At 48.3% G+C, this 25,828-nt stretch carries 29 protein-coding genes; 27 read left to right on the top strand and 2 right to left on the bottom strand.

What is annotated here, in order from left to right; all coding sequences use genetic code 11:
• Positions 1-24 precede the first annotated feature (24 nt).
• Genes AOC32_RS00470 through hisD form a run of 14 tightly spaced genes read left to right on the top strand, consistent with a single transcriptional unit; the run spans position 25 to position 15,192 of the window.
• Complete coding sequence (locus AOC32_RS00470) at positions 25-4,773, top strand: glutamate synthase-related protein (RefSeq protein ID WP_108507620.1); 4,749 nt, start codon at positions 25-27, stop codon at positions 4,771-4,773.
• Between the two features lie 38 nt (positions 4,774-4,811).
• The gene (locus AOC32_RS00475; protein WP_108507621.1) at positions 4,812-6,275 is read left to right on the top strand and encodes a glutamate synthase subunit beta; all 1,464 of its coding nucleotides are present in this window, start codon (positions 4,812-4,814) and stop codon (positions 6,273-6,275) included.
• 7 nt (positions 6,276-6,282) lie between these two features.
• Positions 6,283-7,116, top strand: coding sequence for an ABC transporter ATP-binding protein (locus tag AOC32_RS00480; protein ID WP_108507622.1), 834 nt, complete (start codon positions 6,283-6,285; stop codon positions 7,114-7,116).
• The gene (gene mlaE / locus AOC32_RS00485; RefSeq protein WP_108507623.1) at positions 7,116-7,928 is read left to right on the top strand and encodes a lipid asymmetry maintenance ABC transporter permease subunit MlaE; all 813 of its coding nucleotides are present in this window, start codon (positions 7,116-7,118) and stop codon (positions 7,926-7,928) included. Before AOC32_RS00480 ends, mlaE begins: the two co-directional genes overlap by 1 nt.
• Before the next feature lie 35 nt (positions 7,929-7,963).
• Positions 7,964-8,458, top strand: coding sequence for an outer membrane lipid asymmetry maintenance protein MlaD (gene mlaD / locus AOC32_RS00490; protein WP_108507624.1), 495 nt, complete (start codon positions 7,964-7,966; stop codon positions 8,456-8,458).
• 27 nt (positions 8,459-8,485) lie between these two features.
• Positions 8,486-9,223 carry an MlaA family lipoprotein gene (locus AOC32_RS00495; protein WP_234409758.1) on the top strand — a complete coding sequence of 246 codons (738 nt, stop codon included), beginning with the start codon at positions 8,486-8,488 and terminating at the stop codon, positions 9,221-9,223.
• Between the two features lie 47 nt (positions 9,224-9,270).
• Positions 9,271-9,900: an MlaC/ttg2D family ABC transporter substrate-binding protein gene (locus tag AOC32_RS00500; protein WP_407675553.1), complete on the top strand. Its 630-nt coding sequence runs from the start codon at positions 9,271-9,273 to the stop codon at positions 9,898-9,900.
• Between the two features lie 2 nt (positions 9,901-9,902).
• Entirely contained in the window at positions 9,903-10,163 is a 261-nt protein-coding gene (locus AOC32_RS00505) for an STAS domain-containing protein (RefSeq protein WP_108507626.1), read from the top strand.
• A 3-nt stretch (positions 10,164-10,166) separates the two neighbouring features.
• Complete coding sequence (locus AOC32_RS00510; RefSeq protein WP_108507627.1) at positions 10,167-10,913, top strand: ABC transporter ATP-binding protein; 747 nt, start codon at positions 10,167-10,169, stop codon at positions 10,911-10,913.
• Between the two features lie 5 nt (positions 10,914-10,918).
• Complete coding sequence (locus AOC32_RS00515) at positions 10,919-11,695, top strand: ABC transporter permease (RefSeq protein ID WP_108507628.1); 777 nt, start codon at positions 10,919-10,921, stop codon at positions 11,693-11,695.
• 12 nt (positions 11,696-11,707) lie between these two features.
• Positions 11,708-11,947, top strand: a complete 240-nt coding sequence (locus tag AOC32_RS00520; RefSeq protein ID WP_108507629.1) for a BolA family protein — start codon at positions 11,708-11,710, stop codon at positions 11,945-11,947.
• Positions 11,948-11,965: 18 nt separating this feature from the next.
• Positions 11,966-13,240 carry a UDP-N-acetylglucosamine 1-carboxyvinyltransferase gene (gene murA, locus AOC32_RS00525; protein ID WP_108507630.1) on the top strand — a complete coding sequence of 425 codons (1,275 nt, stop codon included), beginning with the start codon at positions 11,966-11,968 and terminating at the stop codon, positions 13,238-13,240.
• A gap of 9 nt (positions 13,241-13,249) precedes the next feature.
• Positions 13,250-13,876 carry an ATP phosphoribosyltransferase gene (gene hisG, locus AOC32_RS00530; RefSeq protein ID WP_199908505.1) on the top strand — a complete coding sequence of 209 codons (627 nt, stop codon included), beginning with the start codon at positions 13,250-13,252 and terminating at the stop codon, positions 13,874-13,876.
• A complete protein-coding gene (hisD, locus tag AOC32_RS00535; RefSeq protein ID WP_108507632.1) occupies positions 13,873-15,192 on the top strand; it encodes a histidinol dehydrogenase in 1,320 nt (439 codons plus the stop codon). The genes hisG and hisD overlap by 4 nt, the downstream gene beginning before the upstream one ends.
• 24 nt (positions 15,193-15,216) lie before the next feature.
• Here hisD and hisC read toward each other — a convergent pair whose 3' ends face one another.
• Positions 15,217-16,296, bottom strand: coding sequence for a histidinol-phosphate transaminase (hisC, locus tag AOC32_RS00540; protein ID WP_108507633.1), 1,080 nt, complete (start codon positions 16,294-16,296; stop codon positions 15,217-15,219).
• A gap of 107 nt (positions 16,297-16,403) precedes the next feature.
• On the opposite strand from hisC, the gene hisB reads away from it, so the two are divergent.
• From hisB to AOC32_RS00605, 13 genes are all read left to right on the top strand, one after another.
• Positions 16,404-16,991, top strand: a complete 588-nt coding sequence (gene hisB, locus AOC32_RS00545) for an imidazoleglycerol-phosphate dehydratase HisB (RefSeq protein WP_108507634.1) — start codon at positions 16,404-16,406, stop codon at positions 16,989-16,991.
• A 38-nt stretch (positions 16,992-17,029) separates the two neighbouring features.
• The gene (gene hisH, locus AOC32_RS00550; protein WP_199908506.1) at positions 17,030-17,680 is read left to right on the top strand and encodes an imidazole glycerol phosphate synthase subunit HisH; all 651 of its coding nucleotides are present in this window, start codon (positions 17,030-17,032) and stop codon (positions 17,678-17,680) included.
• A 22-nt stretch (positions 17,681-17,702) separates the two neighbouring features.
• Entirely contained in the window at positions 17,703-18,449 is a 747-nt protein-coding gene (gene hisA, locus AOC32_RS00555) for a 1-(5-phosphoribosyl)-5-[(5-phosphoribosylamino)methylideneamino]imidazole-4-carboxamide isomerase (RefSeq protein ID WP_108507636.1), read from the top strand.
• 7 nt (positions 18,450-18,456) lie between these two features.
• The gene (gene hisF, locus AOC32_RS00560) at positions 18,457-19,215 is read left to right on the top strand and encodes an imidazole glycerol phosphate synthase subunit HisF (RefSeq protein WP_108507637.1); all 759 of its coding nucleotides are present in this window, start codon (positions 18,457-18,459) and stop codon (positions 19,213-19,215) included.
• Positions 19,216-19,294: 79 nt separating this feature from the next.
• Positions 19,295-19,627 (top strand): helix-turn-helix domain-containing protein, encoded by a 333-nt coding sequence (locus AOC32_RS00565; protein WP_108507638.1) that lies wholly within the window; start codon positions 19,295-19,297, stop codon positions 19,625-19,627.
• Positions 19,624-20,871 carry a type II toxin-antitoxin system HipA family toxin gene (locus AOC32_RS00570; protein ID WP_108507639.1) on the top strand — a complete coding sequence of 416 codons (1,248 nt, stop codon included), beginning with the start codon at positions 19,624-19,626 and terminating at the stop codon, positions 20,869-20,871. Before AOC32_RS00565 ends, AOC32_RS00570 begins: the two co-directional genes overlap by 4 nt.
• A 69-nt stretch (positions 20,872-20,940) precedes the next feature.
• Positions 20,941-21,336 carry a phosphoribosyl-AMP cyclohydrolase gene (gene hisI / locus AOC32_RS00575; protein ID WP_234409760.1) on the top strand — a complete coding sequence of 132 codons (396 nt, stop codon included), beginning with the start codon at positions 20,941-20,943 and terminating at the stop codon, positions 21,334-21,336.
• Positions 21,333-21,728, top strand: a complete 396-nt coding sequence (locus AOC32_RS00580) for a phosphoribosyl-ATP diphosphatase (protein ID WP_108507641.1) — start codon at positions 21,333-21,335, stop codon at positions 21,726-21,728. Before hisI ends, AOC32_RS00580 begins: the two co-directional genes overlap by 4 nt.
• A 54-nt stretch (positions 21,729-21,782) precedes the next feature.
• Positions 21,783-22,148, top strand: a complete 366-nt coding sequence (locus AOC32_RS00585; protein ID WP_108507642.1) for a histidine triad nucleotide-binding protein — start codon at positions 21,783-21,785, stop codon at positions 22,146-22,148.
• Positions 22,149-22,165: 17 nt separating this feature from the next.
• Entirely contained in the window at positions 22,166-22,396 is a 231-nt protein-coding gene (gene tatA, locus AOC32_RS00590; protein ID WP_108507643.1) for a Sec-independent protein translocase subunit TatA, read from the top strand.
• 46 nt (positions 22,397-22,442) lie between these two features.
• On the top strand, positions 22,443-22,934 hold the full coding sequence (gene tatB / locus AOC32_RS00595; protein WP_108507644.1) for a Sec-independent protein translocase protein TatB: 492 nt from the start codon (positions 22,443-22,445) through the stop codon (positions 22,932-22,934).
• 26 nt (positions 22,935-22,960) lie between these two features.
• Positions 22,961-23,752, top strand: coding sequence for a twin-arginine translocase subunit TatC (gene tatC, locus AOC32_RS00600; protein ID WP_108507645.1), 792 nt, complete (start codon positions 22,961-22,963; stop codon positions 23,750-23,752).
• A 170-nt stretch (positions 23,753-23,922) separates the two neighbouring features.
• Complete coding sequence (locus AOC32_RS00605) at positions 23,923-25,131, top strand: porin (protein ID WP_108507646.1); 1,209 nt, start codon at positions 23,923-23,925, stop codon at positions 25,129-25,131.
• Positions 25,132-25,304: 173 nt separating this feature from the next.
• Here the strand turns inward: AOC32_RS00605 and mscL are convergent, their stop codons facing one another.
• On the bottom strand, positions 25,305-25,754 hold the full coding sequence (gene mscL / locus AOC32_RS00610; RefSeq protein WP_325051148.1) for a large conductance mechanosensitive channel protein MscL: 450 nt from the start codon (positions 25,752-25,754) through the stop codon (positions 25,305-25,307).
• Positions 25,755-25,828 lie beyond the last annotated feature (74 nt).

Genomic DNA, 25,828 nt, shown 5'->3' on the forward strand with positions numbered 1-25,828 from the left:
CCGCATGACCAATTTGGATTAAATATGAATCATCTCGAGTTACGTCCGTCCGCTCAAGGTCTTTACGACCCTCAAAATGAACACGATGCCTGTGGCGTCGGTTTTGTGGCGCATATCAAGGGCAAAAAATCCCATGACATCATCACTCAAGGATTAAAGATCCTGGAGAACCTCGATCATCGAGGCGCTGTGGGTGCTGACCCACTGATGGGTGACGGCGCCGGAATATTGATACAGATTCCTGACGAGCTGTATCGCAGCGAGATGAAAAAGCAGGGGGTCGAGTTGCCGCCTGTTGGTGAATACGGCGTTGGCATGATCTTTTTGCCTAAAGAGAATGCATCACGATTAGCGTGCGAGCAAGAGCTAGAGCGTACCGTACGTCAAGAGGGTCAAATTGTATTGGGCTGGCGCGATGTGCCGATCGATCGTGCGATGCCGATGTCGCCCACCGTGAAAAAAACCGAACCAATTATTCGTCAAATTTTTATCGGGCGCGGTCGTGACATCATGACCACCGACGCACTCGAGCGCAAGCTCTATGTAATTCGTAAAACGGCAAGTCATGCGATTCAAGATTTGCACCTCAAACACGGCAAAGAATACTTTGTGGCATCGATGTCTGCGCGGACTGTGGTGTACAAAGGTCTCTTATTGGCTAGTCAAGTGGGCGCCTATTATTGCGATCTAAAAGATCCTAAGGCGGTGTCAGCTCTGGCATTGGTGCATCAGCGCTTCTCAACCAACACCTTCCCAGCGTGGGAACTGGCTCACCCATACCGCTTGCTAGCACATAACGGTGAGATTAATACAGTAAAGGGGAACGTGAACTGGATTAATGCCCGCACGGGTGCGATTAGTTCACCTGTATTAGGTGATGATTTGCAAAAGTTATGGCCACTGATTTATCCAGGCCAATCGGATACTGCATCCTTTGACAACTGCCTTGAGCTCTTGGTGATGGCTGGTTACCCGCTTGCGCAAGCCATGATGATGATGATTCCTGAGGCGTGGGAACAGCATACCCTCATGGATGAGAATCGCCGTGCCTTTTATGAGTACCACGCTGCCATGATGGAGCCATGGGATGGCCCCGCTGCAATGGCCTTTACCGATGGGCGTCAGATTGGCGCCACCTTGGATCGTAATGGCTTACGACCTGCCCGCTATTACGTGACCGATGATGATTTGGTCATCATGGCTTCTGAAGCGGGTGTGTTGCCGATTCCAGAAAATAAGATTGTGCAAAAGTGGCGCTTACAGCCTGGCAAGATGTTCATGATCGACATGGATCAAGGCCGCATCATCGATGACGTGGAGTTAAAGAACTCGGTCTCCAAAGCCAAGCCATACAAGAGTTGGATTGATGCAGTGCGCGTGAAGCTTGATGAGTTGGATGTCAGCAAAAAAGACACCCAAGACGATGCGAAACATATTCGCCCCGCAGCAAAATTACTCGATCGTCAGCAAGCATTTGGATATAGCCAGGAAGATCTCAAATACCTGATGGCACCGATGGCACAAAATGCGGAAGAAGCAATTGGATCGATGGGTAACGACAGTCCACTTGCGGTTCTATCCGATCGCAGCAAGTCGCTCTACAACTACTTTAAGCAATTGTTTGCTCAGGTTACCAATCCTCCAATTGATCCGATTCGTGAGAACCTGGTGATGTCTTTGGTGTCCTTTGTTGGTCCAAAGCCCAATCTATTGGATACCAACAATATCAATCCCCCGATGCGTTTGGAGATCAGTCAGCCGGTCTTGGACTTGGATGACATGACCAAGGTGCGTCATATTGAACATTACACCGGTGGTAAGTTCCGTTCGTATGAATTGGATATTTGTTATCCAGTTGCTTGGGGCAAGGAGGGCATTGAGGCGCGCCTGGCCTCCTTGTGCGCTGAGGCAACCGATGCAGTGCGCAGTGGTTTCAATATTTTGATTGTGAGTGATCGCCAAGTGGATCGCGAGCATATGGCGATTCCTGCACTCTTAGCAACCTCGGCCATTCATCAGCATTTGGTGGAGCGCGGTTTACGAACCAGCACTGGCTTAGTGGTGGAGACTGGTAGTGCTCGCGAAGTTCATCACTTTGCCTTACTTGCAGGGTATGGCGCGGAAGCGATTCATCCCTATTTGGCGATGGAGACCTTAGCTGAAATGGCCAAAGGCCTCTCAGGCGACTTATCGCCTGAGAAAGCCATCAAGAATTTTGTCAAAGCGATTGGTAAGGGCTTGCAAAAGGTGATGTCGAAGATGGGTATTTCGACTTACATGTCTTATACCGGATCGCAAATCTTTGAGGCCATTGGTCTTAATCACGAGCTCATTGATAAGTACTTCAAAGGGACATCTTCGAACGTAGGCGGTATTGGCGTCTTTGAAGTTGCTGAAGAGGCCTTGCGGATGCACCATGCTGCGTTTGGTGACGATCCTGTATTAGCTGATATGTTGGATGCGGGTGGAGAGTATGCCTATCGGGTGCGTGGTGAAAAGCATATGTGGACACCCGATTCGATTGCAAAGTTACAGCATGCGACTCGCACCGGGCCAGAGAAAGGCTATCAAACCTATAAAGAGTATGCCAATCTGATTAATGATCAGAGTAAGCGTTTGATGACTTTACGAGGATTATTTGAGTTCAAGATTGATCCGAACAAAGCCATTCCCCTTGATGAGGTCGAGCCTGCCAAAGAGATTGTGAAGCGTTTTGCAACCGGTGCCATGTCCTTAGGTTCAATTTCGACCGAGGCCCATGCAACTTTAGCAATCGCGATGAATCGTATTGGCGGTAAATCCAATACGGGTGAGGGCGGCGAAGATCCAAATCGCTATGTCAATGAACTCAAAGGGATTCCGATTAAGAAGGGTGAGACCCTCGCCAGTATTTTGGGCAAGGATGTCGTCGAAGCTGACATTCCATTGCAAGACGGCGACTCATTGCGTTCGAAAATTAAGCAAGTTGCCTCTGGGCGTTTTGGTGTGACCACTGAGTATTTGCGTTCAGCAGATCAGATTCAAATTAAGATGGCCCAAGGCGCAAAGCCAGGCGAGGGCGGTCAATTACCAGGTGGTAAGGTCTCGGACTATATTGGACGTCTGCGATTCTCAGTACCAGGCGTAGGTCTCATTTCGCCACCACCGCATCACGATATTTATTCGATTGAGGATTTGGCGCAACTCATTCATGACTTAAAGAATGTCAATCCACAAGCCGATGTTTCAGTAAAACTTGTTTCAGAGGTGGGTGTTGGTACGGTGGCAGCAGGTGTGGCTAAAGCAAAGTCGGATCACGTCGTGATTGCTGGTCATGACGGTGGTACAGGTGCATCACCTTTGTCATCGATTAAGCATGCTGGTACACCATGGGAGCTAGGTCTTGCAGAGACCCAGCAAACATTGGTACTTAACCAGCTGCGAAGTCGCATTCGTGTGCAAGCCGATGGCCAGATGAAGACAGGCCGTGATGTGGTGATTGGTGCATTATTAGGTGCAGATGAGTTTGGTTTTGCTACAGCGCCTTTAGTGGTTGAGGGTTGCATCATGATGCGTAAATGCCATCTCAATACTTGTCCAGTGGGTGTTGCGACTCAAGATCCCGAGTTGCGTAAGAAGTTTTCAGGCAAACCTGAGCATGTCGTGAATTTCTTTTTCTTCATTGCTGAAGAAGTGCGCGAGATCATGGCACAGCTCGGAATCCGGACCTTTGATGAGCTGATTGGTCGTGTTGATCTATTGGATACGCGCAAGGGCGTTGATCATTGGAAGGCGCAGGGCTTGGATTTCAGTAAAGTCTTTGCTTTGCCCAATGTGTCGCATGACGAGCCTCGTCACCAAACACTGACCCAGGATCATGGTTTAGGTGCTGCGCTTGACCATACCTTGATTGAAAAGAGTGAGCCAGCCTTAGAGCGCGGCGAGAAGGTTTCCTTCATTGTGCCGATCCGCAACGTCAATCGTACGGTGGGTGCGATGCTCTCTGGTGAGTTGGCAAAACGTTATGGCCATTTGGGCTTACCTGATGACACGATCCATATTCAGTTAAACGGTACAGCCGGACAAAGTTTTGCAGCCTTTTTGGCGCGCGGTATCACCTTAGATCTCGTGGGCGATGCGAACGATTATGTCGGTAAGGGATTGTCGGGCGGGCGCGTTGTAGTGCGTGCCCCCCATGAGTTCCGGGGCGATGCTTCTCAAAACATTATTGTGGGTAACACGGTGTTGTATGGCGCGATTGAAGGTGAGGCATTTTTCAATGGCGTGGCTGGCGAGCGTTTTGCGGTGCGTAACTCCGGCTCGATTGCGGTTGTCGAGGGCACCGGTGACCATGGATGCGAGTATATGACTGGCGGCACTGTAGTAGTGCTTGGTAAAACTGGCCGTAATTTTGCTGCAGGCATGAGCGGTGGTGTTGCCTATGTCTTTGACGAAGACGGACTCTTTGAGAAGCGTTGCAATACCACGATGGCAAGCTTGGAGAAAGTTCTGCCATCGTCGGAGCAAATTGCGAATATGCCGAAATCCACATGGCATGCACCAGTCAATGTTAAAGAGGGTGGCGAGCGTCAAACCGATGAGCAAATCCTAAAGACACTGATTGAGCGCCATTTCCGGTATACCGGATCAGAGCGGGCCAAGGCATTACTGGCCGATTGGGACAAGTCGCGCGCGCGTTTTGTGAAGGTATTGCCTACCGAATATAAGCGGGCTCTCGGTGAATTGTGGGAGCGCGCTCAAGGGCAAGATCAAACCAAGCCTGTGATGGCTTGATCACGTGGATTAATTAATAAAGAATTTTTGGAGTAGGTATGGGTAAAGTTACTGGGTTTATGGAATTTGAGCGGGTCGAAGAGACCTATGAAGCACCGGTCAAACGAATTCATCATTACAAAGAATTTGTGGCAGCGCTATCGGATGCCGATGCGAAGGTGCAAGGTGCGCGTTGTATGGATTGTGGCATTCCGTTTTGCAACAACGGCTGCCCCGTGAATAACATCATTCCTGACTTTAATGATTTGGTTTATCACAACGATTGGAAAAATGCGATTGAGGTTTTGCATTCTACGAATAACTTTCCGGAGTTCACCGGCCGTATTTGCCCAGCACCATGTGAGGCAGCGTGTACTCTTGGGATCAACAAGCTACCAGTGGGTATCAAGTCGATTGAGCATGCCATTATTGATAAGGCCTGGGCTAACGATTGGGTAAAACCACAGCCACCTAAAACCAAGACTGGTAAGAAAGTTGCCGTGGTTGGCTCTGGTCCCGCAGGAATGGCAGCGGCTCAACAGTTAGCACGAGTTGGTCATGATGTGACCGTTTATGAAAAGAATGATCGGGTCGGTGGTTTGCTGCGTTATGGCATTCCCGACTTCAAGATGGAGAAGTGGTTGATTGACCGACGGGTCGAGCAAATGCAAGCCGAAGGCGTTACTTTTGCAACCGGCGTTTTTGTTGGTAAAGAAACACTTGGCAAGGAAGTGAAGAACTATGCTCAAAAAACGGTAAGCCCGGATGAATTACTCAAGAGCTTTGATGCGGTCATTATCAGTGGTGGTGCTGAGCAACCCCGCGATTTGCCAGTCCCCGGTCGTGAGTTAAGTGGAATTCATTTTGCTCTGGAGTTTTTAATTCCACAAAACAAAGAAGTGGCTGGCGATCTCAAAAATGAGATTCGGGCAACCGATAAGCATGTGGTTGTGATTGGTGGTGGTGATACGGGTTCTGATTGTGTTGGTACATCCAATCGGCATGGCGCAAAGCATGTCACACAGTTTGAGTTATTGCCTCAGCCACCCGAAGAAGAAAATAAACCTTTAGTTTGGCCCTACTGGCCCACTAAACTTCGCACCTCGTCTTCGCATGAAGAAGGTTGCGAGCGCGACTGGTCGGTTGCCACCAAGCGGTTTGAAGGCAAAAACGGCAAAGTAGAAAAACTCATTGGTGTACGTTTGGAGTGGAAAGACGGCAAGATGAGTGAGGTCCCCAATTCAGAGTTTGAAATCAAGGCCGATTTAGTTTTACTAGCAATGGGCTTCGTTTCTCCAGCACAGCAAATCTTGAATGCTTTTGGGGTCGAGAAAGATCCGCGCGGCAATGCAAAGGCTTCAACGGATGGTCATCATGCCTATCACACCAATGTACCCAAGGTGTTTGCGGCAGGCGATATGCGGCGTGGCCAATCTTTGGTGGTTTGGGCGATTCGAGAGGGTCGTCAATGCGCACGCTCGGTCGATGAGTATTTGATGGGATCGTCGGTTTTACCCCGATAATCAAGTAATGCCGTCTACTCTCACCTCAGGCGCGATCGATTCGCCCGTTGTTTCCATTCGGGGGGTGGATTTTTCGTATGCCCCGGGTGAGCGCCAAATTCTCGGTGGGCTTCATATGGAATTTCGCCGCGGCCAAGTGGTTGCGGTGATGGGTGGTTCGGGTTGCGGTAAGACCACGGTCTTGCGATTGATTGGTGGACAGGTGACCGCTCAAACGGGCTCAGTGGAGTTTGAGGGCCGTGAGATTTCCGCGATGACTAGCGATCAACTCATGCAAGCAAGACGACGTATGGGCATGCTATTTCAGTTCGGTGCCTTATTTACTGATTTGAGCGTGTTTGAGAACGTCGCTTTTCCATTGCGTGAGCACACGAACCTAAGTGAAGAGCTGATTCGTGATTTGGTGCTGATGAAATTAAATGCGGTTGGTTTACGCGGCGCTCGTGATTTAATGCCCTCACAGATTTCAGGGGGGATGGCAAGGCGAGTTGCCTTGGCACGCGCGATTGTTTTAGACCCACCGCTTATTATGTATGACGAGCCATTTGCAGGACTTGATCCAATTGGTTTGGGGATTACAGCGCGATTAATCCGCAATCTCAATGACGCTTTGGGCGCAACCAGCATTTTGGTGACACACGACGTCGAAGAGACCTTCGAGATCGCAGACTACGTGTACTTTATTGCTAATGGCAAGATTGGAGCGCAAGGCACGCCCGATGAACTCAATCGCTCAGCAGATCCATTTGTGCGCCAATTTTTAGATGCCTCGCCTGAGGGCCCGGTACCTTTTAATTACCCAGGCCCGGATTTAGCAAGTGACTTCGGATTACACCGTTAATGAATCTCGAACCAAGCTCCAAATCAAATCTAATCACGAACGCATTGGGTGATCTCGGATTTTTTATTCGTAAAAATATTACGGGCCTTGGCTACGCTGCCCGCATGTTTTTCTTGGTGTTGATGCGTTCTAGCGGGTTGCTCAAACGACCGCGCCTGGTATCGGATCAAATTTTGTTCGTCGGTAACTATTCCTTTGTGATCATTACCGTATCGGGCTTATTTGTTGGTTTTGTATTGGGTTTACAAGGCTATTACACCTTAACGCGTTATGGTTCGGAACAGGCTCTTGGTTTATTGGTCGCATTGTCCTTAACGCGTGAACTAGGCCCAGTCATTACCGCTTTGTTGTTTGCGGGCCGTGCCGGCACCTCGCTAACAGCCGAGATTGGTCTCATGAAAGCGGGAGAGCAGTTATCTGCCATGGAGATGATGGCGGTTGACCCTTTGCGCCGAGTAATCGCACCGCGTTTATGGGCCGGGATTATTGCGATGCCAATCTTGGCCACCATCTTTACTGCTGTCGGTGTTTTGGGTGGGTATCTAGTGGGTGTCCCGCTAATTGGGGTCGATAGCGGTGCATTCTGGTCTCAAATGCAGGGTGGGGTTGACCTATTTGATGATATTGCCAATGGCTTTATTAAAAGCATTGTCTTCGGTGTAGCCGTGACATTTATTGCCCTCTATCAGGGCTATGAGTCAAAGCCGACCCCTGAGGGCGTCTCGCAAGCGACTACGAGGACCGTAGTGCTCTCATCCTTAGCAGTGTTAGCTTTAGATTTTTTATTAACTGCCATGATGTTCTCCAACTAAAGCGTAGGCCAAGACCGGAATAAACTAGGATTCTTATGAAAAAAAGTGCGATTGATATTTGGGTTGGATTATTCGTAACGATCGGCATGTTAGCCATGCTTTTTCTGGCGCTTAAGGTCGGCAATATGAGTGCTGTGTCATTTGCCCCAACGTACACGGTCTCGGCCCGCTTTGACAATATTGGCGGCTTAAAGCCGCGCGCACCGGTAAAAAGTGCGGGCGTTGTGGTCGGCCGTATTTCAACGATTCAGTTTGATGACACGACCTATCAGGCCACAGTGACGATGACGATTGAAAAGGCCTATCAGTTTCCCAAAGATTCCTCGGCAAAGATCTTAACGTCAGGATTGTTAGGCGAGCAATACATTGGTCTTGAAGCGGGTGGTGATGAGCAAATGCTCGCCGATGGTGGCAAGATTACTCAAACCCAATCAGCCATTGTTCTAGAAAATCTCATTAGCCAATTTCTATACAACAAGGCAGCGGATACTGGCCAGGACAAAGGCGATACCAAGTCGGGCACCAAATAATCTCATTATTTAAGAACTAAAATTATTGTGATTTTTCTAAAGCGCCTGTGCGTTACTCTTCTGAGCCTTTGCATCATCGGATGTGCGAGTATCCCGGCAGGCAGCGAGCCATCGCCGCAGGATCCTTGGGAGTCCTTTAATCGCTCAGTTTTCTCTTTCAATGAAGGATTGGATGAGTATTTGTTAAAGCCAATCACCAAAGGCTATCGATTTATTCTGCCAAAGCCAGCGCAGCAAGGCATTGATAACTTTTTTGGTAACTACCGCGACATCTACACTTCCGTAAATAATTTATTGCAAGGCAATGTCAGCATGGCCTTTAGTGATTTAATGCGGGTGGTCGTCAATACTATTTTTGGATTGGGTGGGTTTATTGATATGGCCACACCGGGTGGCTTAGAAAAACACAAAGCGGATTTTGGGCAGACCTTTGGTGTTTGGGGTGTTCCGCCAGGACCCTATGTGGTCTTGCCGTTTTTTGGGCCAAGCAATGTACGCGATACCTTTGGTACTGCAGTCGATTTAGAAACCGATTATCTTTTCCGTCTCTTGCCGGACGTAGCCTTGCGTAATAGTTTGACGGGATTGCGGATTGTTAATGCCCGTAATAACTACTATGAGGCAGGCGATCTTTTGGAGGGTGCAGCGATTGATAAGTACACCTTTACACGTGATGCCTATATTCAGAGGCGTCAGTATCAAATTGATCAGGCCAAAGAGGGTAAGGAGCCTCCTGCCCCAGTCTATGAGAACCCCTACGAGTAAATGGTTCAAAGAGACTAAAATTAATTCTTTATTTTCTTGATCGGTTTATCGTGAAAACAGCCTTACTATCATTTTTTGCCTTTTTGCTTTCCGGCGCGCTTGGGATTGCCAGCGCCCAAAATGCACCAGACCCTAATACACCCGATGGTCTTATCAAAATGATTGTGGCTGATGTGATGGCCTCTGTGAAAGCCGACCCTGAGATTCAGAAAGGCAATATTCCCCGCGTGGTGGATTTAGTCGAAAAGAAAATTGTTCCCTACACGGATATGCGCAGAACCACGCAATTGGCCATGGGAAGAAATTGGAGTAAGGCAACCCCAGAGCAGCAAAATCAATTGATTGCCGAGTTCAAATCCTTATTGATTCGGACTTATTCAGGAGCCTTAAGCCAGCTGCGTGATCAAACGGTTCAATACAAACCCTTTCGTGCCAATCCGAGTGATACCGATGTGATTGTGCGCACCGTGGTGATTGGTAAATCAGATCCCATTCCCCTAGACTATCGCCTCGAGAAAACCAATGATGGCTGGAAAGTCTATGACATCAACATCATGGGCGCTTGGTTAATTGAGGCTTACCGCAATCAATTTACCAATCAAATTAGCCAAAACGGTGTCGAAGGCTTGATCAAGTTTTTGCAAGAGCGCAATGCGATGTTGGCAGGTAAGAAGTAAATATGAGTTTTGCTTTACCTAACCAAGTTAACCAGACGAATGCCGAGAAGATTACAAAGCGGGGTAGTGAGGCATTAACTAAGGATTATCAAGTTGATTGTTCTGCCCTATCTGACTTTGATTCAAGTGTGCTGGCGGTTTTGCTCGCATGGCGCCGCCAGTTGCAAGAGCGTAATCAATCCTTGGTGGTATTAAATCCTCCTGCGAAGTTAAAAGTGCTCGCTGGTGTATACGGAGTGACTGATCTTTTGGGCCTTCAATAATTTATGCAGTCCGCAGTTTTAGTCGAGCATTTAAGTAAATCCTACGGTTCATTGCAAGCTCTCAAGGATGTTTCCTTAGATATCAAAGAGGGCGAGTTTTTTGGATTGCTCGGCCCTAATGGTGCTGGTAAGACCACTCTCATTTCTATTTTGGCTGGCTTGTGCCGACCTGATTCTGGTCGCGCATTCATTATGGGCACGAATGTGCAAACCAACTTCATTGAAGCGCGCCGTTTACTTGGCGTGGTTCCTCAAGAGCTGGTGTTTGATCCTTTTTTTACGGTGCGCGAGACCTTGCGGTTTCAGTCGGGCTACTTTGGGATTCGGAACAATGACGATTGGATCGATGAAATCATGACGCACCTCGATTTAACCAGTAAAGCCAACAGTAATATGCGCTCGCTTTCTGGGGGCATGAAGCGCCGTGTTTTGGTAGCGCAAGCCCTAGTTCACCGCCCTCCAGTGATTGTGTTAGATGAGCCAACCGCCGGGGTGGATGTCGAGCTACGTCAGTCCCTCTGGAAATTTATTAGTCGGCTTAATCAAGATGGCCATACCATTTTGCTGACCACGCACTATTTAGAAGAGGCTGAATCTTTGTGTGGTCGTATCGCGATGCTCAAGTCTGGTCAAGTCGTGGCACTGGATACTACTCAAAATCTTCTCGCACGCTATGGATCTCACAAAGCGCAAGCGGGTCAAGAGGTTGATCTTGAGGATGTATTTATTCAGATCATGGCGGGAGAGTAGTGATAATGCCAATTCCATTTGAATACGGTAGTGGTTTTCCAACCCTGCTACGTAAAGAGATTAAGCGTTTTTATAAGGTTGCCTTTCAAACGGTTGCGGCACCTGTCTTGACTGCTGTGCTGTACCTCATGATTTTTGGGCATGTTTTAGAAGGTCGCTTGGTGGTGTATGACAAGTTGACCTACACGGCATTTTTAATTCCGGGTTTGGTCATGATGAGCGTGTTACAAAACGCATTTGCCAATACCTCTTCCTCATTAATTCAATCCAAAATTACCGGTAATTTAGTGTTTGTTTTGTTGGCGCCACTCACGCACCTTGAGTTTTATTCAGCCTATGTGCTGGCTGCGGTATTTCGGGGAGTCGTGGTGGGTCTGGGCGTTTTAATCATTACCCTCTTATTTGATGTGCCTACCATGCAAAGCCCCGTTTGGATTATCTTGTTTGCATTCATGGGGGCCGCGATCTTGGGCGGCTTGGGATTGATTGCGGGTATTTGGGCCGATAAGTTTGATCAATTAGCTGCCTTTCAGAACTTTTTGATCATGCCTGCCACCATGCTCTCCGGAGTGTTTTATTCCATTCACTCTTTGCCAGAAACTTGGCAGTTTATTTCGCATCTCAATCCATTCTTTTACATGATTGATGGCTTTCGCTATGGATTTTTTGGGGTCTCCGATGTTTCGCCCTGGCTAAGCCTAGTAATTGTGACCACGTTTTTCTTAGTTGTTTCGGGCTTGGCCCTGCGTTTACTACAATCGGGTTATAAATTACGCCACTAATGAAGGATTGCGATGTTTCCAACCCCTGAGCAAGTAAAAAGCTATATCAGCGAGAAGCTCCCCTGTACGCATTTAGAGGTCGAGGGTGATGGGCAACATTTTTATGCCACCATCGTAAGCCCCGAGTTTGCTGGGAAGCGTTTGGTGCAACGCCATCAGTTGGTCTACGCAGCCTTGGGTGATCGAATGAAGGCGGAGATCCATGCGCTCTCGATTAAAGCCTTTACACCCGACGAGTTTGCGGCTCAATAAATTAATTCAGATCAGCGTATGGATAAATTAGTGATGACAGGGGGAGCCCCCCTCAAGGGCGAGATCAATATTGCGGGTGCTAAGAATGCCGCTTTACCTATTTTGTGTGCAAGCTTATTAACAGCTGATCCAGTTGAGCTCTTTAATGTGCCTGATTTGCAAGATGTGCGCACGATGTTAAAGCTCTTGCAACAAATGGGCGTCACTCTAGAGTTTCCGAATCCGAACGATCGCAGCCATTTGATTTTGCAAGCCGGAACGATTTCAAGTCCTGAGGCGCCCTATGAGTTAGTAAAAACCATGCGGGCATCGATTTTGGTATTGGGCCCGCTTTTGGCAAGGATGGGACGAGCCACGGTATCGCTACCTGGGGGCTGTGCGATTGGAGCGCGCCCTGTGGATCAGCACATCAAAGGTTTGAAGGCGATGGGGGCGAGTATTCAGATTCGTAAAGGTTTTATCGTTGCGAAGATTGCAGAACCAAATACTCGCTTACAGGGTAATGCGATCCTGACCGACATGATTACCGTGACCGGTACAGAAAATCTTTTAATGGCAGCCTGCCTTGCAGAGGGAACAACGATTTTAGAAAATGCAGCGCGCGAACCCGAGGTCGGTGATTTGGCTGAGCTTTTAGTCAAAATGGGTGCGAAGATCAGTGGCATTGGTAGTGATCGCCTCGTGATCGAGGGAGTCCCCACCTTGCACGGGGCAAGCCATCATGTGATTGCGGATCGTATTGAGACCGGTACCTTCTTATGTGCGGTAGCAGCCACCGGTGGAGAGATTGTTCTCAAGAACTGCCGACCCGACACCTTAGATGCTGTTCTAGTCAAGCTCAAAGAGGCGGGTCTCAAAATGAAAAAAGGTGCGGATTGGATTTCTGCATCGATGAGTGGTCGTCCAAAACCGGTGAGCTTTCGTACCTCCGAGTACCCAGCCTTTCCAACCGATATGCAAGCGCAGTTTATGGCACTTAATGCAATTGCTGGGGGTAGCTCACGCATCACGGAGACCATTTTTGAGAACCGTTTTATGCATGTGCAAGAGCTCAATCGCTTAGGGGCCGATATCTCGATTGAGGGTAATACGGCGATTGTGGAGGGCGTTGATAAGCTCTCGGGTGCAACGGTGATGGCGACCGATTTGCGCGCCTCCGCAAGTCTCGTGATTGCTGGTTTAGCGGCTCAAGGTGAGACCCAGGTAGATCGGATCTATCACCTTGATCGTGGTTACGATCGTATGGAGCAGAAATTGACCCAACTTGGCGCAAACATCCGCCGCATGAAATAATGGGTCATTATGTTGACTTTAGCCTTGTCCAAAGGACGTATCTTTGAAGAAACCGCCCCTGTTTTAGCAAAGGCGGGTATTCGTCCGCTTGAAGACCCCGAGCAATCCCGTAAGTTAATTATTCCGACCTCCAATCCGGAGGTGCAAATCATCATTGTGCGTGCATCGGATGTACCCACCTATGTGCAATTTGGTGCCGCTGATTTTGGTGTAGCAGGTCAAGACGTTCTTTTAGAAAAAGGCAGCGATGGTTTATACATTCCAATTGATTTAGGAATCGCGCGCTGTCGAATGGCAGTGGCTGTCAAAAATGGATTTGATTACGCAGCAGCGGTGCGCCAGGGCTCGCGTTTGCGAGTGGCCACTAAGTATGTCAACTGCGCGCGTGAGCACTTTGCCAACAAGGGTGTGCACATTGATACGATTCATTTATATGGATCGATGGAATTAGCTCCCTTGGTGGGCTTGGCCGATGCGATTGTGGATTTGGTATCGACAGGCAACACCTTGCGCGCCAATAACTTAGTCGAGGTCGAGTCGATTACTGATATCAGTGCACGTTTAATTGTGAACCAAGCATCGTTTAAGCGTAAGCGCGCTCAATTACAAAAGATCCTGAGTGTTTGGCAGCCATGAGTGTCAAGATTCGACGCCTTACGAGCCGAGACCCTGGCTTTGAAAAGACCTTGCTATCGAGTTTATCGATTCCATCGGCCGACGATCAAGCCATTGATCAGATTGTGCTTGGGATTTTAGAGCGCATTGAGCGCGAGGGCGATGCGGCACTGTTGCAATACACCCAGCAATTTGATCGCTTAGCAGTCAATCAGGTTGGCGATCTTGAGATCACCTCTGCTGATCTTGCCACGGCTTATCAATCTCTAGTGCAAGAGCAAGCAAGCGCCTTGCGCGCTGCGGCCGAGCGAGTGCGGGCCTATCACGAGCGCCAGAAGATAGAAACTGGTTGCCATTCGTGGGAGTACACCGAGAGCAATGGCACACGCTTAGGTCAAAAGATCACGCCCTTGGATCGCGTTGGTATTTATGTGCCTGGTGGTAAGGCGGCATATCCATCCTCTGTTCTCATGAATGCCATTCCTGCGAAGGTTGCCGGGGTTGGCGAGATTGTGATGGTGGTGCCCACACCCGATGGTGCGCGTAATCCCTTGGTATTGGCAGCCGCTCATCTAGCAGGAGTGGATCGGGTCTTTACGATTGGCGGGGCACAGGCGGTTGGCGCATTGGCGTATGGAACCCAAACGGTGCCGGCAGTCGACAAGATCGTAGGCCCTGGTAATGCGTATGTAGCAGCAGCCAAGCGCAGAGTATTTGGTCGAGTGGGGATCGATATGATTGCAGGTCCCTCAGAGATCTTGGTATTGTGCGATGGTTCTACCGATCCAGACTGGATTGCAATGGATTTGTTTTCGCAGGCCGAGCACGATGAGCTCGCCCAATCGATTTTGCTCTGTCCTGATAAAGAGTTCATTGATCGAGTGGATGCGAGTATTCAGAAGCTATTGCCGCAAATGCCTAGAGAGAAAGTAATCCGCGCATCTCTACAAAATCGGGCGCTGTTGATTGAGGTGGACGATATGGCGCAGGCTTGCCAAATTGCCAATTTGATCGCGGCTGAGCATCTCGAGATTTGTGCAAACAATCCCGATCAATGGGCCGCGCAGATTCGGCATGCGGGCGCTATTTTTATGGGCTCTTACACCAGTGAGTCATTAGGTGATTATTGCGCTGGGCCCAATCACGTTTTACCCACGGCACGGACGGCGCGGTTTTCTTCACCCTTAGGTGTTTATGACTTTATTAAGCGCTCGAGCCTTATTGAGGTGAGTGAAGCGGGTGCGCAAAGTTTGGGCCCGATTGCTAGCACCTTGGCGCATGGCGAGGGCTTGCAGGCGCACGCGCGTGCAGCCGAGATGCGGCTCACGAAAAAATAATTAACTCAGCCCCACTACAAAAAATTACGAGACGATGTCGCGCAAGGCATCGATGAGGATGTTCATTTGCTCATTCGTGCCAATCGTAATGCGAAGATAGTTCTTAATCCGGGGTGTTTTGAAGTGGCGCACGATGATCCCGCGCTCACGTAAGGCTAAATACAATTTCTCGCCATCGTGCTTTGGATGTTGGGTAAAGACAAAGTTAGCGCTCGAGGGTAAGGTCTCAAAGCCTAGGCTTTTTAGTTGCTCGTCGCTGGCCATGCGGGTCTTGATCACTTCTTGAGTGATTGCATCAAGATGCGCCTGATCTTCAATCGCTGCAATCGCACCAGCTTGTGCTAATTGGCCTAAGGGGTAGGAGTTAAAACTATTCTTCACGCGCTCGAGTCCCGTGATGAGCTCAGCGTGACCTAAAGCGTAACCAACCCGCAATCCTGCCAAAGCCCTGGATTTCGAGAGCGTGTGGGTGATCAGAAGATTGGAATAGCCTTTGTGTAAGAGTGGCACACACGATTCGGTACCGTAATCTACGTAGGCCTCATCAACCACCACCACGCTTTGGGTATTGGTTTTTAGGAACTCTTCGATTGTTGTGCGCGGCAGAGCGCGGCCTGTGGGCGCATTGGGGTTCGGAAAAATAACTCCACTGTTTCCGCCTAATTCGTTGGTCTTTTGAACGTAATCAGCTAGATGAATGGCAAATTGACTATCGAGCGCAATTGTCTGGTGGTCAATCCCAAACAGTTGGCAATAGACTGGGTAGAAGCTGTAGGTGATATCGGGAAAGAGGAGGGACTTGGGGTGTTTGAGAAGCCCCAAGAACACATGAGCGAGTACTTCATCCGAGCCATTGCCCACAAATACCTGGTCGGGTTTTAGGCCATAGTGCTTGGCGATCGCTTCCTTGAGAGCCTTGGCATCCGGATCGGGATATAGCCGCAAGCCCTCGTGATTACCTGCAGCAATCGCTGCTAAGGCTTTGGGTGAGGGCCCATAGGGGCTCTCATTGGTATTGAGTTTGACAAGTTTCTCGTGTTTGGGCTGCTCCCCGGGAACATACGGGCTTAAGTTCTGCAGATCGGGGTTCCAAAAGAGGCTCATCGCAATGGGGTCCAAAGAGTAACAATGAAAAAACAGGTGAAGTGATTGATTTTGAATGACAAATGATATTATGAACGCTTAAGACTTATTATTTTTACTCATACACCATGCGCCAAGCAGATGTCAGTCGTAATACCTCAGAGACCAAGATCCAAATTACCTTGAACTTGGATGGTACCGGCAAAGCGGATTTGAACTCCGGAGTACCGTTTTTGGATCACATGCTCGATCAAATCGCCCGTCACGGCATGATCGATCTCAAGGTGCATGCCCAGGGCGACACTCATATTGATGATCACCATACTGTGGAGGATGTCGGTATTACTTTGGGCCAAGCGATTGCGAAAGCGGTTGGTGATAAAGCGGGTATTACGCGTTATGGCCATTCCTATGTGCCACTCGATGAGACCTTGTCGCGCGTTGTGATTGATTTCTCTGGCCGTCCAGGCCTGGAATTCAATGTCCCCTTTACCCGTGCACGGGTGGGTGACTTTGATGTGGATTTAAGCATCGAGTTCTTCCGTGGTTTTGTAAACCACGCCGGCGTGACCTTGCACATCGATAACATTCGGGGTGTGAATGCGCATCACCAGATTGAGACCGTATTTAAGGCCTTTGGGCGAGCACTGCGCATGGCCTTAAGTATCGATCCACGTTCACCCCATGCGGTGCCATCCACCAAGGGAAGTTTGTAAGACATACTTCTTCTGCCAACGAGATTATTGAGATCGCGATGCACATCGCTATTGTTGATTATGGAATGGGTAATTTGCGCTCGGTCTCGCAGGCCCTACAGCACGTGGCGCCAGAGTGCAACATTACAATCGCGAGCGATCCTGCCGAGATCTTGCGCTCAGACCGTGTGGTGTTGCCTGGGCAGGGTGCAATGCCCGATTGCATGAAGCAGTTACGTTCCTCGGGCCTCATGGATGCAGTGATGCAGTCGGTGCGTGAGAAGCCGTTGTTTGGGATTTGTGTGGGTGAGCAAATGCTTTTTGAAGAGAGCGAAGAGCGCAAACCCGGAGTAACGACCAATACGGCGTGCCTTGCCTTAATGCCAGGGAAGGTGAAACGCTTTCATTTGTCGGGTACTCAAGAGGATGGGTCGGAGTTTAAGATCCCGCACATGGGATGGAATCAGGTTCGCCAAGACCGTGATCACCCGATGTGGCATGGTATCCCCGACATGACGAGTTTTTACTTCGTGCACAGTTATTATGTGGAGGTGGCTAACCCAGAAGATACTGTAGGATCAACGAATTACGGCGGGTGGTTTACATCGGCCGTGGCTCGCGATACTATTTTTGCTACGCAGTTCCATCCCGAGAAAAGTGCTCAATACGGACTTAAGCTCTATCAAAACTTTGTCGCCTGGCGACCCTGATTGATTTCAACAAGATGATCTTATGTTGTTAATACCTGCCATTGATATTAAAGACGGACATTGTGTACGTCTTGAGCAAGGTGATATGAACCGTAGCACCGTGTTCTCCGAAGATCCAGCCGCAATGGCTAAGCACTGGCTGAGTAAAGGTGCACGTCGTTTGCATTTGGTTGATCTTAATGGCGCCTTTGCTGGCAAGCCCAAGAATGAGGCTGCGATTAAAGCCATTCTCCAAGCGGTGGGTGATGATATTCCTGTGCAATTGGGCGGTGGTATCCGCGATTTAGAAACCATCGAGCGCTTACTTGATGATGGCATTAGCACCATCATCATTGGCACCGCTGCGGTGAAGAACCCTGGTTTTTTACAAGATGCGTGTACCGCATTTGCGGGGCACATCATGGTGGGCTTGGATGCTAAAGATGGTAAGGTCGCCACCGACGGTTGGAGTAAGTTAACGGGCCATGAGGTGATTGATCTTGCGAAGAAGTTTGAGGACTATGGCGCTGAGGCCATCATCTACACCGATATTGGGCGCGATGGCATGCTCAAGGGTATTAATTTAGAGGCAACCGTCAAACTTGCACAGTCGGTTCGCATCCCGGTGATCGCCAGCGGTGGTCTCTCGAGCAAGAAAGATATTGAAGCTTTATGTGCAGTCGAGGACGAAGGCGTGATGGGTGTGATCGCAGGGCGGTCCATTTATACCGGTGATATAGACCTAACTGAGGCACAACAGTACGCTGATCAACTCAGCAAAGCCAAGTAGGCAAACGATGCTTACGAAACGCATTATTCCTTGCCTCGATGTCACTGCAGGCAGGGTCGTTAAAGGAATTAATTTTGTTGGCTTGCAAGACGCGGGCGATCCAGTTGAGGTTGCGCAGCGGTATAACGAGCAAGGCGCTGATGAACTTACCTTTCTGGACATCACCGCAACATCGGATGGCCGTGATCTGATTTTGCCCATCATTGAAGCGGTGGCATCGAAGGTATTTATTCCCTTGACGGTCGGCGGTGGAGTGCGTGCTACTCAGGATGTGCGGCGCCTACTCAATGCTGGGGCTGATAAGGTGAGCATGAACTCCTCAGCGGTCGCCAATCCGGATTTGGTCTCGGATGCGTCCGCGCATTATGGCTCGCAATGCATTGTGGTCGCAATTGATGCCAAGCAAACCGCCCCCAAGCGTTGGGAGGTGTTCACACACGGCGGTCGTAAAGGGACTGGCATCGATGCGATTGAGTGGGCTATGGAGGTCGCTAAGCGTGGTGCTGGCGAGATTTTGCTCACCAGCATGGATCGCGATGGCACCAAGGATGGTTTTGATCTGGAACTGACTGCTGCAGTAAGCAGGGCGGTTTCAGTACCCGTGATTGCTTCTGGTGGTGTGGGTGGCTTGCAGGATCTTGTGGACGGAATTCAGATTGGGAGAGCCGATGCGGTGCTTGCTGCAAGTATCTTTCATTACGGACAGCACAGTGTGCAAGAGGCTAAGCAATATATGGCAAAGCAGGGCGTCGCGGTAAGGATTTAATCAATCATAGCGAAGACTTTATTTATAATGATACATTAATGTTACAATAAGTCGTTTAAAGTAATATTAATGTATCATTATGAAAGAAAATCAACATCATCTACCCCCTCGTATTAAGCTTTCGCTAGAAAAACTGGGTGAGGACATTGAGATGGCCCGAAAAAAAAGGCGCCTCACGACTGCCGCATTATGCGAGCGAGCTGGTATTTCAAGGCCTCTGTATTTACGAATGATTCAGGGTGCGCCCGGAACATCGATTGGTGCTTATGCCATGGTCTTTTGGGGTCTTGGTATGGGGACAATTTTTGAAGAATTGTGTGACAGCGCTCATGACACTACGGGCATACTTTTGGAAGAAGGGCGCTTACCTAAACGTATTCGTCCATCGAAGACAAAGACGGGTGCATTATGAGAAAAGAGTGCACTATCTTCGTTGGCGAGAATCCCATTGAAGTTGGCAAGTTAAGCTATGAAAAGAAAGGCCAAAAAAGTACCAGCGCCTTTCTGTATTCCGATTCGTGGTTGCGCAATCCAGATCAGTTTGCACTCTCACCCGATTTGCCCTTAATAAGTGGTTATCAATTTCATACGGCTCGCACATCAGACGAATCCAGCTTTTTTGCTTGCTTTTCAGATATCGAGCCAGATGGATGGGGCAAGATGGTCATTCAACGGGATTTTGCAAAGCAACGAAAGGATGGTGCTAGTAATCAGCGAGCAACTGCGCTCCTTGATGATTTTGATTATTTGATGTGGATTGGTGACTTTAGTCGGATCGGTGCCATTCGATTAAAAGATTCGGAAGGCATTTTTCAGCGCCGAGTAGATCACAAACGACAAATTCCACCCCTTCTTGAATTACCTCAACTATTACGCGCAAGCAAAGCAATCGAAGAAAATCAGGAAACATTAAAAGATTTGGAATATCTTCGCGGTGTTGGAACATCGCTGGGTGGACTTCGACCAAAATGTAGCATCATCGATGCCGAGGGAAATTTATCCATAGGAAAGTTCCCAAGCGTAGGGGATACGCGATCGATCGTACACGGTGAGGTTCTTGCCCTGCATTTGGCAAAGCGCTGCGGTATCGATAGTGCCGGATCACAAGTCGTTGACTCCGATGGTATTCCCGTTGCATTGATAAAACGGTTTGACCGTGATGGCCCAAAACGATTGATGTACTTATCTGCTAATTCATTGCTTCAAGCCAAATCAAATCAACAATACACATACGAGGACATTGCAAGCCTGATTCGGACCATCAGCCCTAGAGCTAAATATGATCTTGGTCAGTTATGGAGACGTATGATATTTAATATATTGATTAACAATGTCGATGATCATTTAAAAAATCATGGCTTCTTGCACACCACAGGTGATCAGTGGGTACTGGCACCAGCATTTGATTTAAATCCTTTTCCAGACAAAATGAGAGCATTAAAAACATGGATTTCGCAGGAAAGCGGAGAGTTTGCATCATTAGATGCGGGTTTGGCTATTTCAAAATCATTTGAGTTACCAAATGCGGAAGCAAAAGCTATCCTATCTGAAATGAGATTAGTTATCTCCAAATGGAAGTCTCTTGCTCAAAATTTGGGAATGAATGCTCAGGATATCGATCAATATGCTCCTGCATTTGAATATCAGGAACCATAGGCATTTTCGTTTGGATCTGTCAGAATAGAAAAATATCCTATGCAATAAAACGAGCCACCGGATAATTCTTTGAACAATAAATTGTTAAACCCTCTATTAAAACCAGGCCCATGGCTTGATCGCATTGTTTGGAATGAGCAAGGCTTAGTGCCGGTGATTGCTCAGGAGGCCTCATCGGGAGATGTGTTGATGATGGCTTGGATGAATCAAGCCTCTCTACTGCAAACCTTACAAAAGGGTGAGGCGGTGTATTGGTCGCGCTCACGCAACAAGTTGTGGCATAAGGGCGAAGAGTCGGGTCATACACAAACTGTGCGAGAGATTCGGTTGGATTGCGATGGCGACACGCTTTTACTGATCGTGGATCAAAAAGACGGAATTGCTTGCCATACTGGTAGACACAGTTGCTTTTTTAATGAGTGGGACTCTGTGGCGAGCAATTGGGTCGATACAATGAAGCCATGAGTAGCCCGAATCAATTCAACCAAAACCCCAACCTCGATTCCATCTTGGCGCATCTAGCCGATGTGGTCGATAGCCGTCGTGCTGATGTAGTGAGTGGCAAGATCGATGCTGGAAGTTCATATATTGCCCAGCTGTTTATCAAGGGCGATGATGCGATTCTGAAGAAGATTGGGGAGGAGGCCACAGAAACAGTAATGGCGGCCAAGGACTCGCGCCAGAATCAGCTTGACCCTAAATACCAACAGTTATTAGTTGGTGAGATGGCTGATTTGTGGTTTCATTGCCTAGTAGCGCTCTCCCGATTCAATTTACGTCCCGAAGATGTACTGGCCGAACTTAAGCGTCGCGAGGGTACTTCGGGCATTACCGAGAAGGCCAGTCGCAAAACGTAGTGCTTACCCCAGATTTGCCCGTTTTTGGGCTTAATTCAGGTAAGATGCCAGCCTATGAAACACCCAAGTTACGACCCAAACTGCATTTTTTGCAAGATTGTTGCAGGGGAAATTCCTTGCCAAAAGGTCTATGAGGATGATGAAATTCTGGCGTTTAAGGACATTAATCCGGCCGCCCCAGTGCATTTATTGCTGATTCCTAAGAAACACCTACCGATGTTGGAGTCAGCGACTGCCCACGACGCGCCATTGCTGGGTAGAATGTTGGAATTAGCCCCGCGTTTAGCTTCCCAAGAAGGATGTCGCCCTGGTAAAGAGGGGGGATTTCGGGTGATGGTGAACAATGGCGCGGATGGGGGTCAGGAGGTTTATCACTTGCATCTGCATGTGATGGGCGGGCCGCGCCCCTGGAAAAAATAATCCGAGGAGAAATTGAGATGGGCTCATTTAGTATTTGGCACTGGTTAATCGTACTGGTCATTATTTTGTTGGTCTTTGGTACCAAGAAGCTCCGTAATATTGGTTCCGATCTAGGCGGTGCCGTAAAAGGCTTCAAAGATGGCATGAAAAATGGTGATGAAGCCAAGACCGAACAGATTCAGTCGCAGACCCCTGCAGCAGCAGAAAAGACTGTTGATGTGCAAGCCAAGGACGTGAACAAGTCGTAAGACCTGATCGAACCAAACACACAAACTAAATACCAGCGATGCATCGATGATTGATCTTGGTGTATCAAAGCTCGCCCTGATTGCAGTGGTGGCTTTGATTGTGGTGGGCCCCGAACGTTTACCCAAAGTTGCTCGCATGGCGGGCAATTTGTTTGGGCGTGCGCAGCGTTATATGGCGGAGGTTCGTACCGAGGTCAATCGCCAAATTGAGCTCGATGAGTTCAAGAAGCTGCGTGAGGCAAGTGCTGACGCCATGCGGGAGATGGAAAGCACCCTTAATGCCACCGTGCAAGAGGCGAATGTAAACCTGAGCGATCAGGCCGAGCCCACGACCGATGAGTTCTCTAGTTCAATCTTAGATTCGGCACCAGATGTGACTAAGGTGTATCGAGATGCGCTTCGTCAAGGGCGAGATAGTTGGGGTGTCAAGCGCACCGCTAGACCCCTTTGGTATAAACACTCAGCGGGTGTGCGCACTCGAGTGCAATCGGGTGCAGCAAGAGTCAAACGATTCAAGCGTCCAGTATTAAGTAAGTAAAAAATCAAGAACTAAGAACAAAGAAGATGTCCGATACCAAACCAGGTCAGAGCGAAGAGACTGCAAAAGAGGGCGAGGGTTTTCAAGAAACCTTCATGTCGCATCTCTTTGAGTTGCGCGATCGGGTGATCAAAGCCGCGATCGCGGTGATTATTGTTTTTCTGTCGCTGGTTTATTGGGCGCCCGATATCTTTCATTTGTTTGCCAAGCCACTTCTAGATGCCCTTCCAGCCGGGGGTAAGATGATCGTGACCGATGTAACCGGATCCTTTTTTGTGCCGATGAAGGTCACGATGCTGGTCGCCTTCTTAATTGCGCTACCGATTGTTCTCTATCAAATGTGGGCCTTTATTGCCCCAGGCCTCTACACCCATGAGAGAAAACTAATCCTCCCATTAGTAGTAAGTAGTTACTCACTATTTTTAGTTGGGATGTCATTTGCCTACTTCCTGGTGTTCCCAACGGTTTTCCAGTTCATGGCCAGTTACAACGCCCCCTTGGGTGCCGATATGTCGACTGACATTGATAAATACCTAAGCTTTGCCATGTCTACCTTTCTGGCCTTTGGCATCACCTTTGAGGTACCGGTGGTGGTTGTGGTTTTGGTCAAAATGGGGATTGTGAGTCTGGCAAAACTGAAGGAGATTAGGCCCTATGTGATTGTTGGGGCATTTGTGATTGCGGCCATTGTGACCCCACCAGACGTCCTATCCCAGCTCTTTTTAGCTATTCCCATGTGCCTTCTCTATGAGCTTGGCTTATTTATTGCTCGTTTTTACCTACCCAAAACTGAATCCCAAGAAGAAAAATCAGAATAGTTCTGTAAAGCATTGATTTATATAAAATAAATTAATAAGAAATCCCTGTTGCACCAATACAACGAATAGCCATAAAAAAGCCTCAAAAGGCTGTATTTACATACAAAAACGGGATAATTCAATGGTCTCGAAGGAATTCGGGCATTTCTTAATTTATGGAGATTTAAACAATGAAAAAATCACTATTAGCACTCGCCGCAATGGGCGCGTTTGCTGGTGCCGCACAAGCCCAGTCCAGCGTGACCGTATACGGTATTTTGGATGTGGGATATGTGGGTGGTAATGAGCGCGTTGCTTCTAACAACGCTGTTGCTAAACAAACTTTTAGCACGTTTAACCAAGGCGCCCAGTCAACCAGTCGTTTGGGTTTCCGTGGTAACGAGGACATCGGTGGCGGCACTCGCGCTTTTTTCACAATTGAGACTCAATTACAACCCCAATCAACCACTTTTTCTAGTTTGCAAACTCGTCAAGCTTTCGTTGGTTTGGGTCAAAAGGGTATTGGATCGTTTCAAATTGGTACTCAGAACACCCCAATTTTTAACGCAGTATGTGCAACCGACCCTGGCGCATGTAACAACATTGTCGGTAACGTAATTTACCCTTCTTACACTGGTGTTAGCACCAACGGTGGAAACGTTAACGGCAATACAAATGGCTTCACACTAAGAACTGGTAATACCCTCAGACTTCAGACCGAAAATATCAGCGGTTTAGTTGCCAACGCTATTTTTGTTATGAATAACGAGAACGATACTCAGGGCGCAACTGCATCTGCAACGCCTAACGGGTATACAGGTGGTATCAACAATCAAAATGGTTGGGGCCTTGGCTTGAATTATTCAATCCAAAAATTGTTGATCACCGCAAACTATCAATCATTCACTTCTAAGAATCCATACGCTGCTACCAATACTCAAGCTGCTAATGGCACAGCCACAACTGGAGCTCCTGCTGCTTGGACCACTGGTGCGGGTGGCACAAACGTTACTGATAACCAGACTTACATTGGTGCGATGTATGACTTTGGTATTTTGAAAGCCTATGCTGGTTGGATTAATCGTAAAGTTACTTCACAGATTAATTCAAATAACTATCTCCAACGTTCAGCACAGCAAATTGGTGTTCGTGCTAACCTGACCAAACAAGTTGAGGGTTGGGCGAGCGTTGGTAATGGCCGTTACCAAGCATTTGGTGTAGGCGAACCCACCGCTAACATCGTAGGATGGCAAGTTGGTTCCAACTACAACTTGAGCAAGCGTACAAACCTGTATGCAATTTATGGTCAAGCTGGAACCTCTAGTGCCAATTCTAGTAGCTTAGGCGTAACCAGCTTTAATGCCAGCAACTACGCTGTTGGCGTACGTCACACTTTCTAATCTGACGCTAGCTTAGGCTAGCTAAGATTAGTTGTAGCAAATGAACCCACTGTGTTCGCACAGTGGGTTTTTTATTTATTTAGTTTGATGTAGATTGGTATTCCCTAGATTTGATAGATAGTTAGTTTTGTAAACAAAAAATGGAAATAGAGGCTCAAACGAACCAACCTTTGCTACTTCTTTAAATAATCCCTAATTTCTCTTAGCAACACAATGTCTTCTGGTGTTGGGGGTGCCTCTTTTGGTTCTTCTGCTCTGATTTTGTTGATAATCTTGACCATTTGGAAGATCACAAATGCGAGCAGGATGAAATTAATCAGGATGGTGATGAAGTTGCCGTAAGCAAAAATGGGGATACCAGCCTTTTTGAGGGCATCAAAGGTACGGGGTATGTTCTCAGGAACTGTACCCAACACGATAAAGAGGTTGGTGAAGTCGATTCTGCCCCCCAGAAGGGTAGAAATGAGGGGCATGACAATGTCATTGACCAGGGAATCGACGATCTTTCCAAAGGCTCCGCCAATGATGATACCCACTGCCAGGTCAACAACGTTGCCACGGACCGCAAAAGCTCGAAATTCCTTCATCATCTTGGATGGCACTATTCTCTCCGTAAAAATCATGGGTTTGCTGGAAATTGACCCAAATTAAGCGGTCATTTGGCTTTTTACCTTAAAATTAGAGGTTTATGCAATTC

The sequence above is a fragment of the Polynucleobacter acidiphobus genome (assembly GCF_003065385.1).
Lineage (GTDB): Bacteria > Pseudomonadota > Gammaproteobacteria > Burkholderiales > Burkholderiaceae > Polynucleobacter > Polynucleobacter acidiphobus.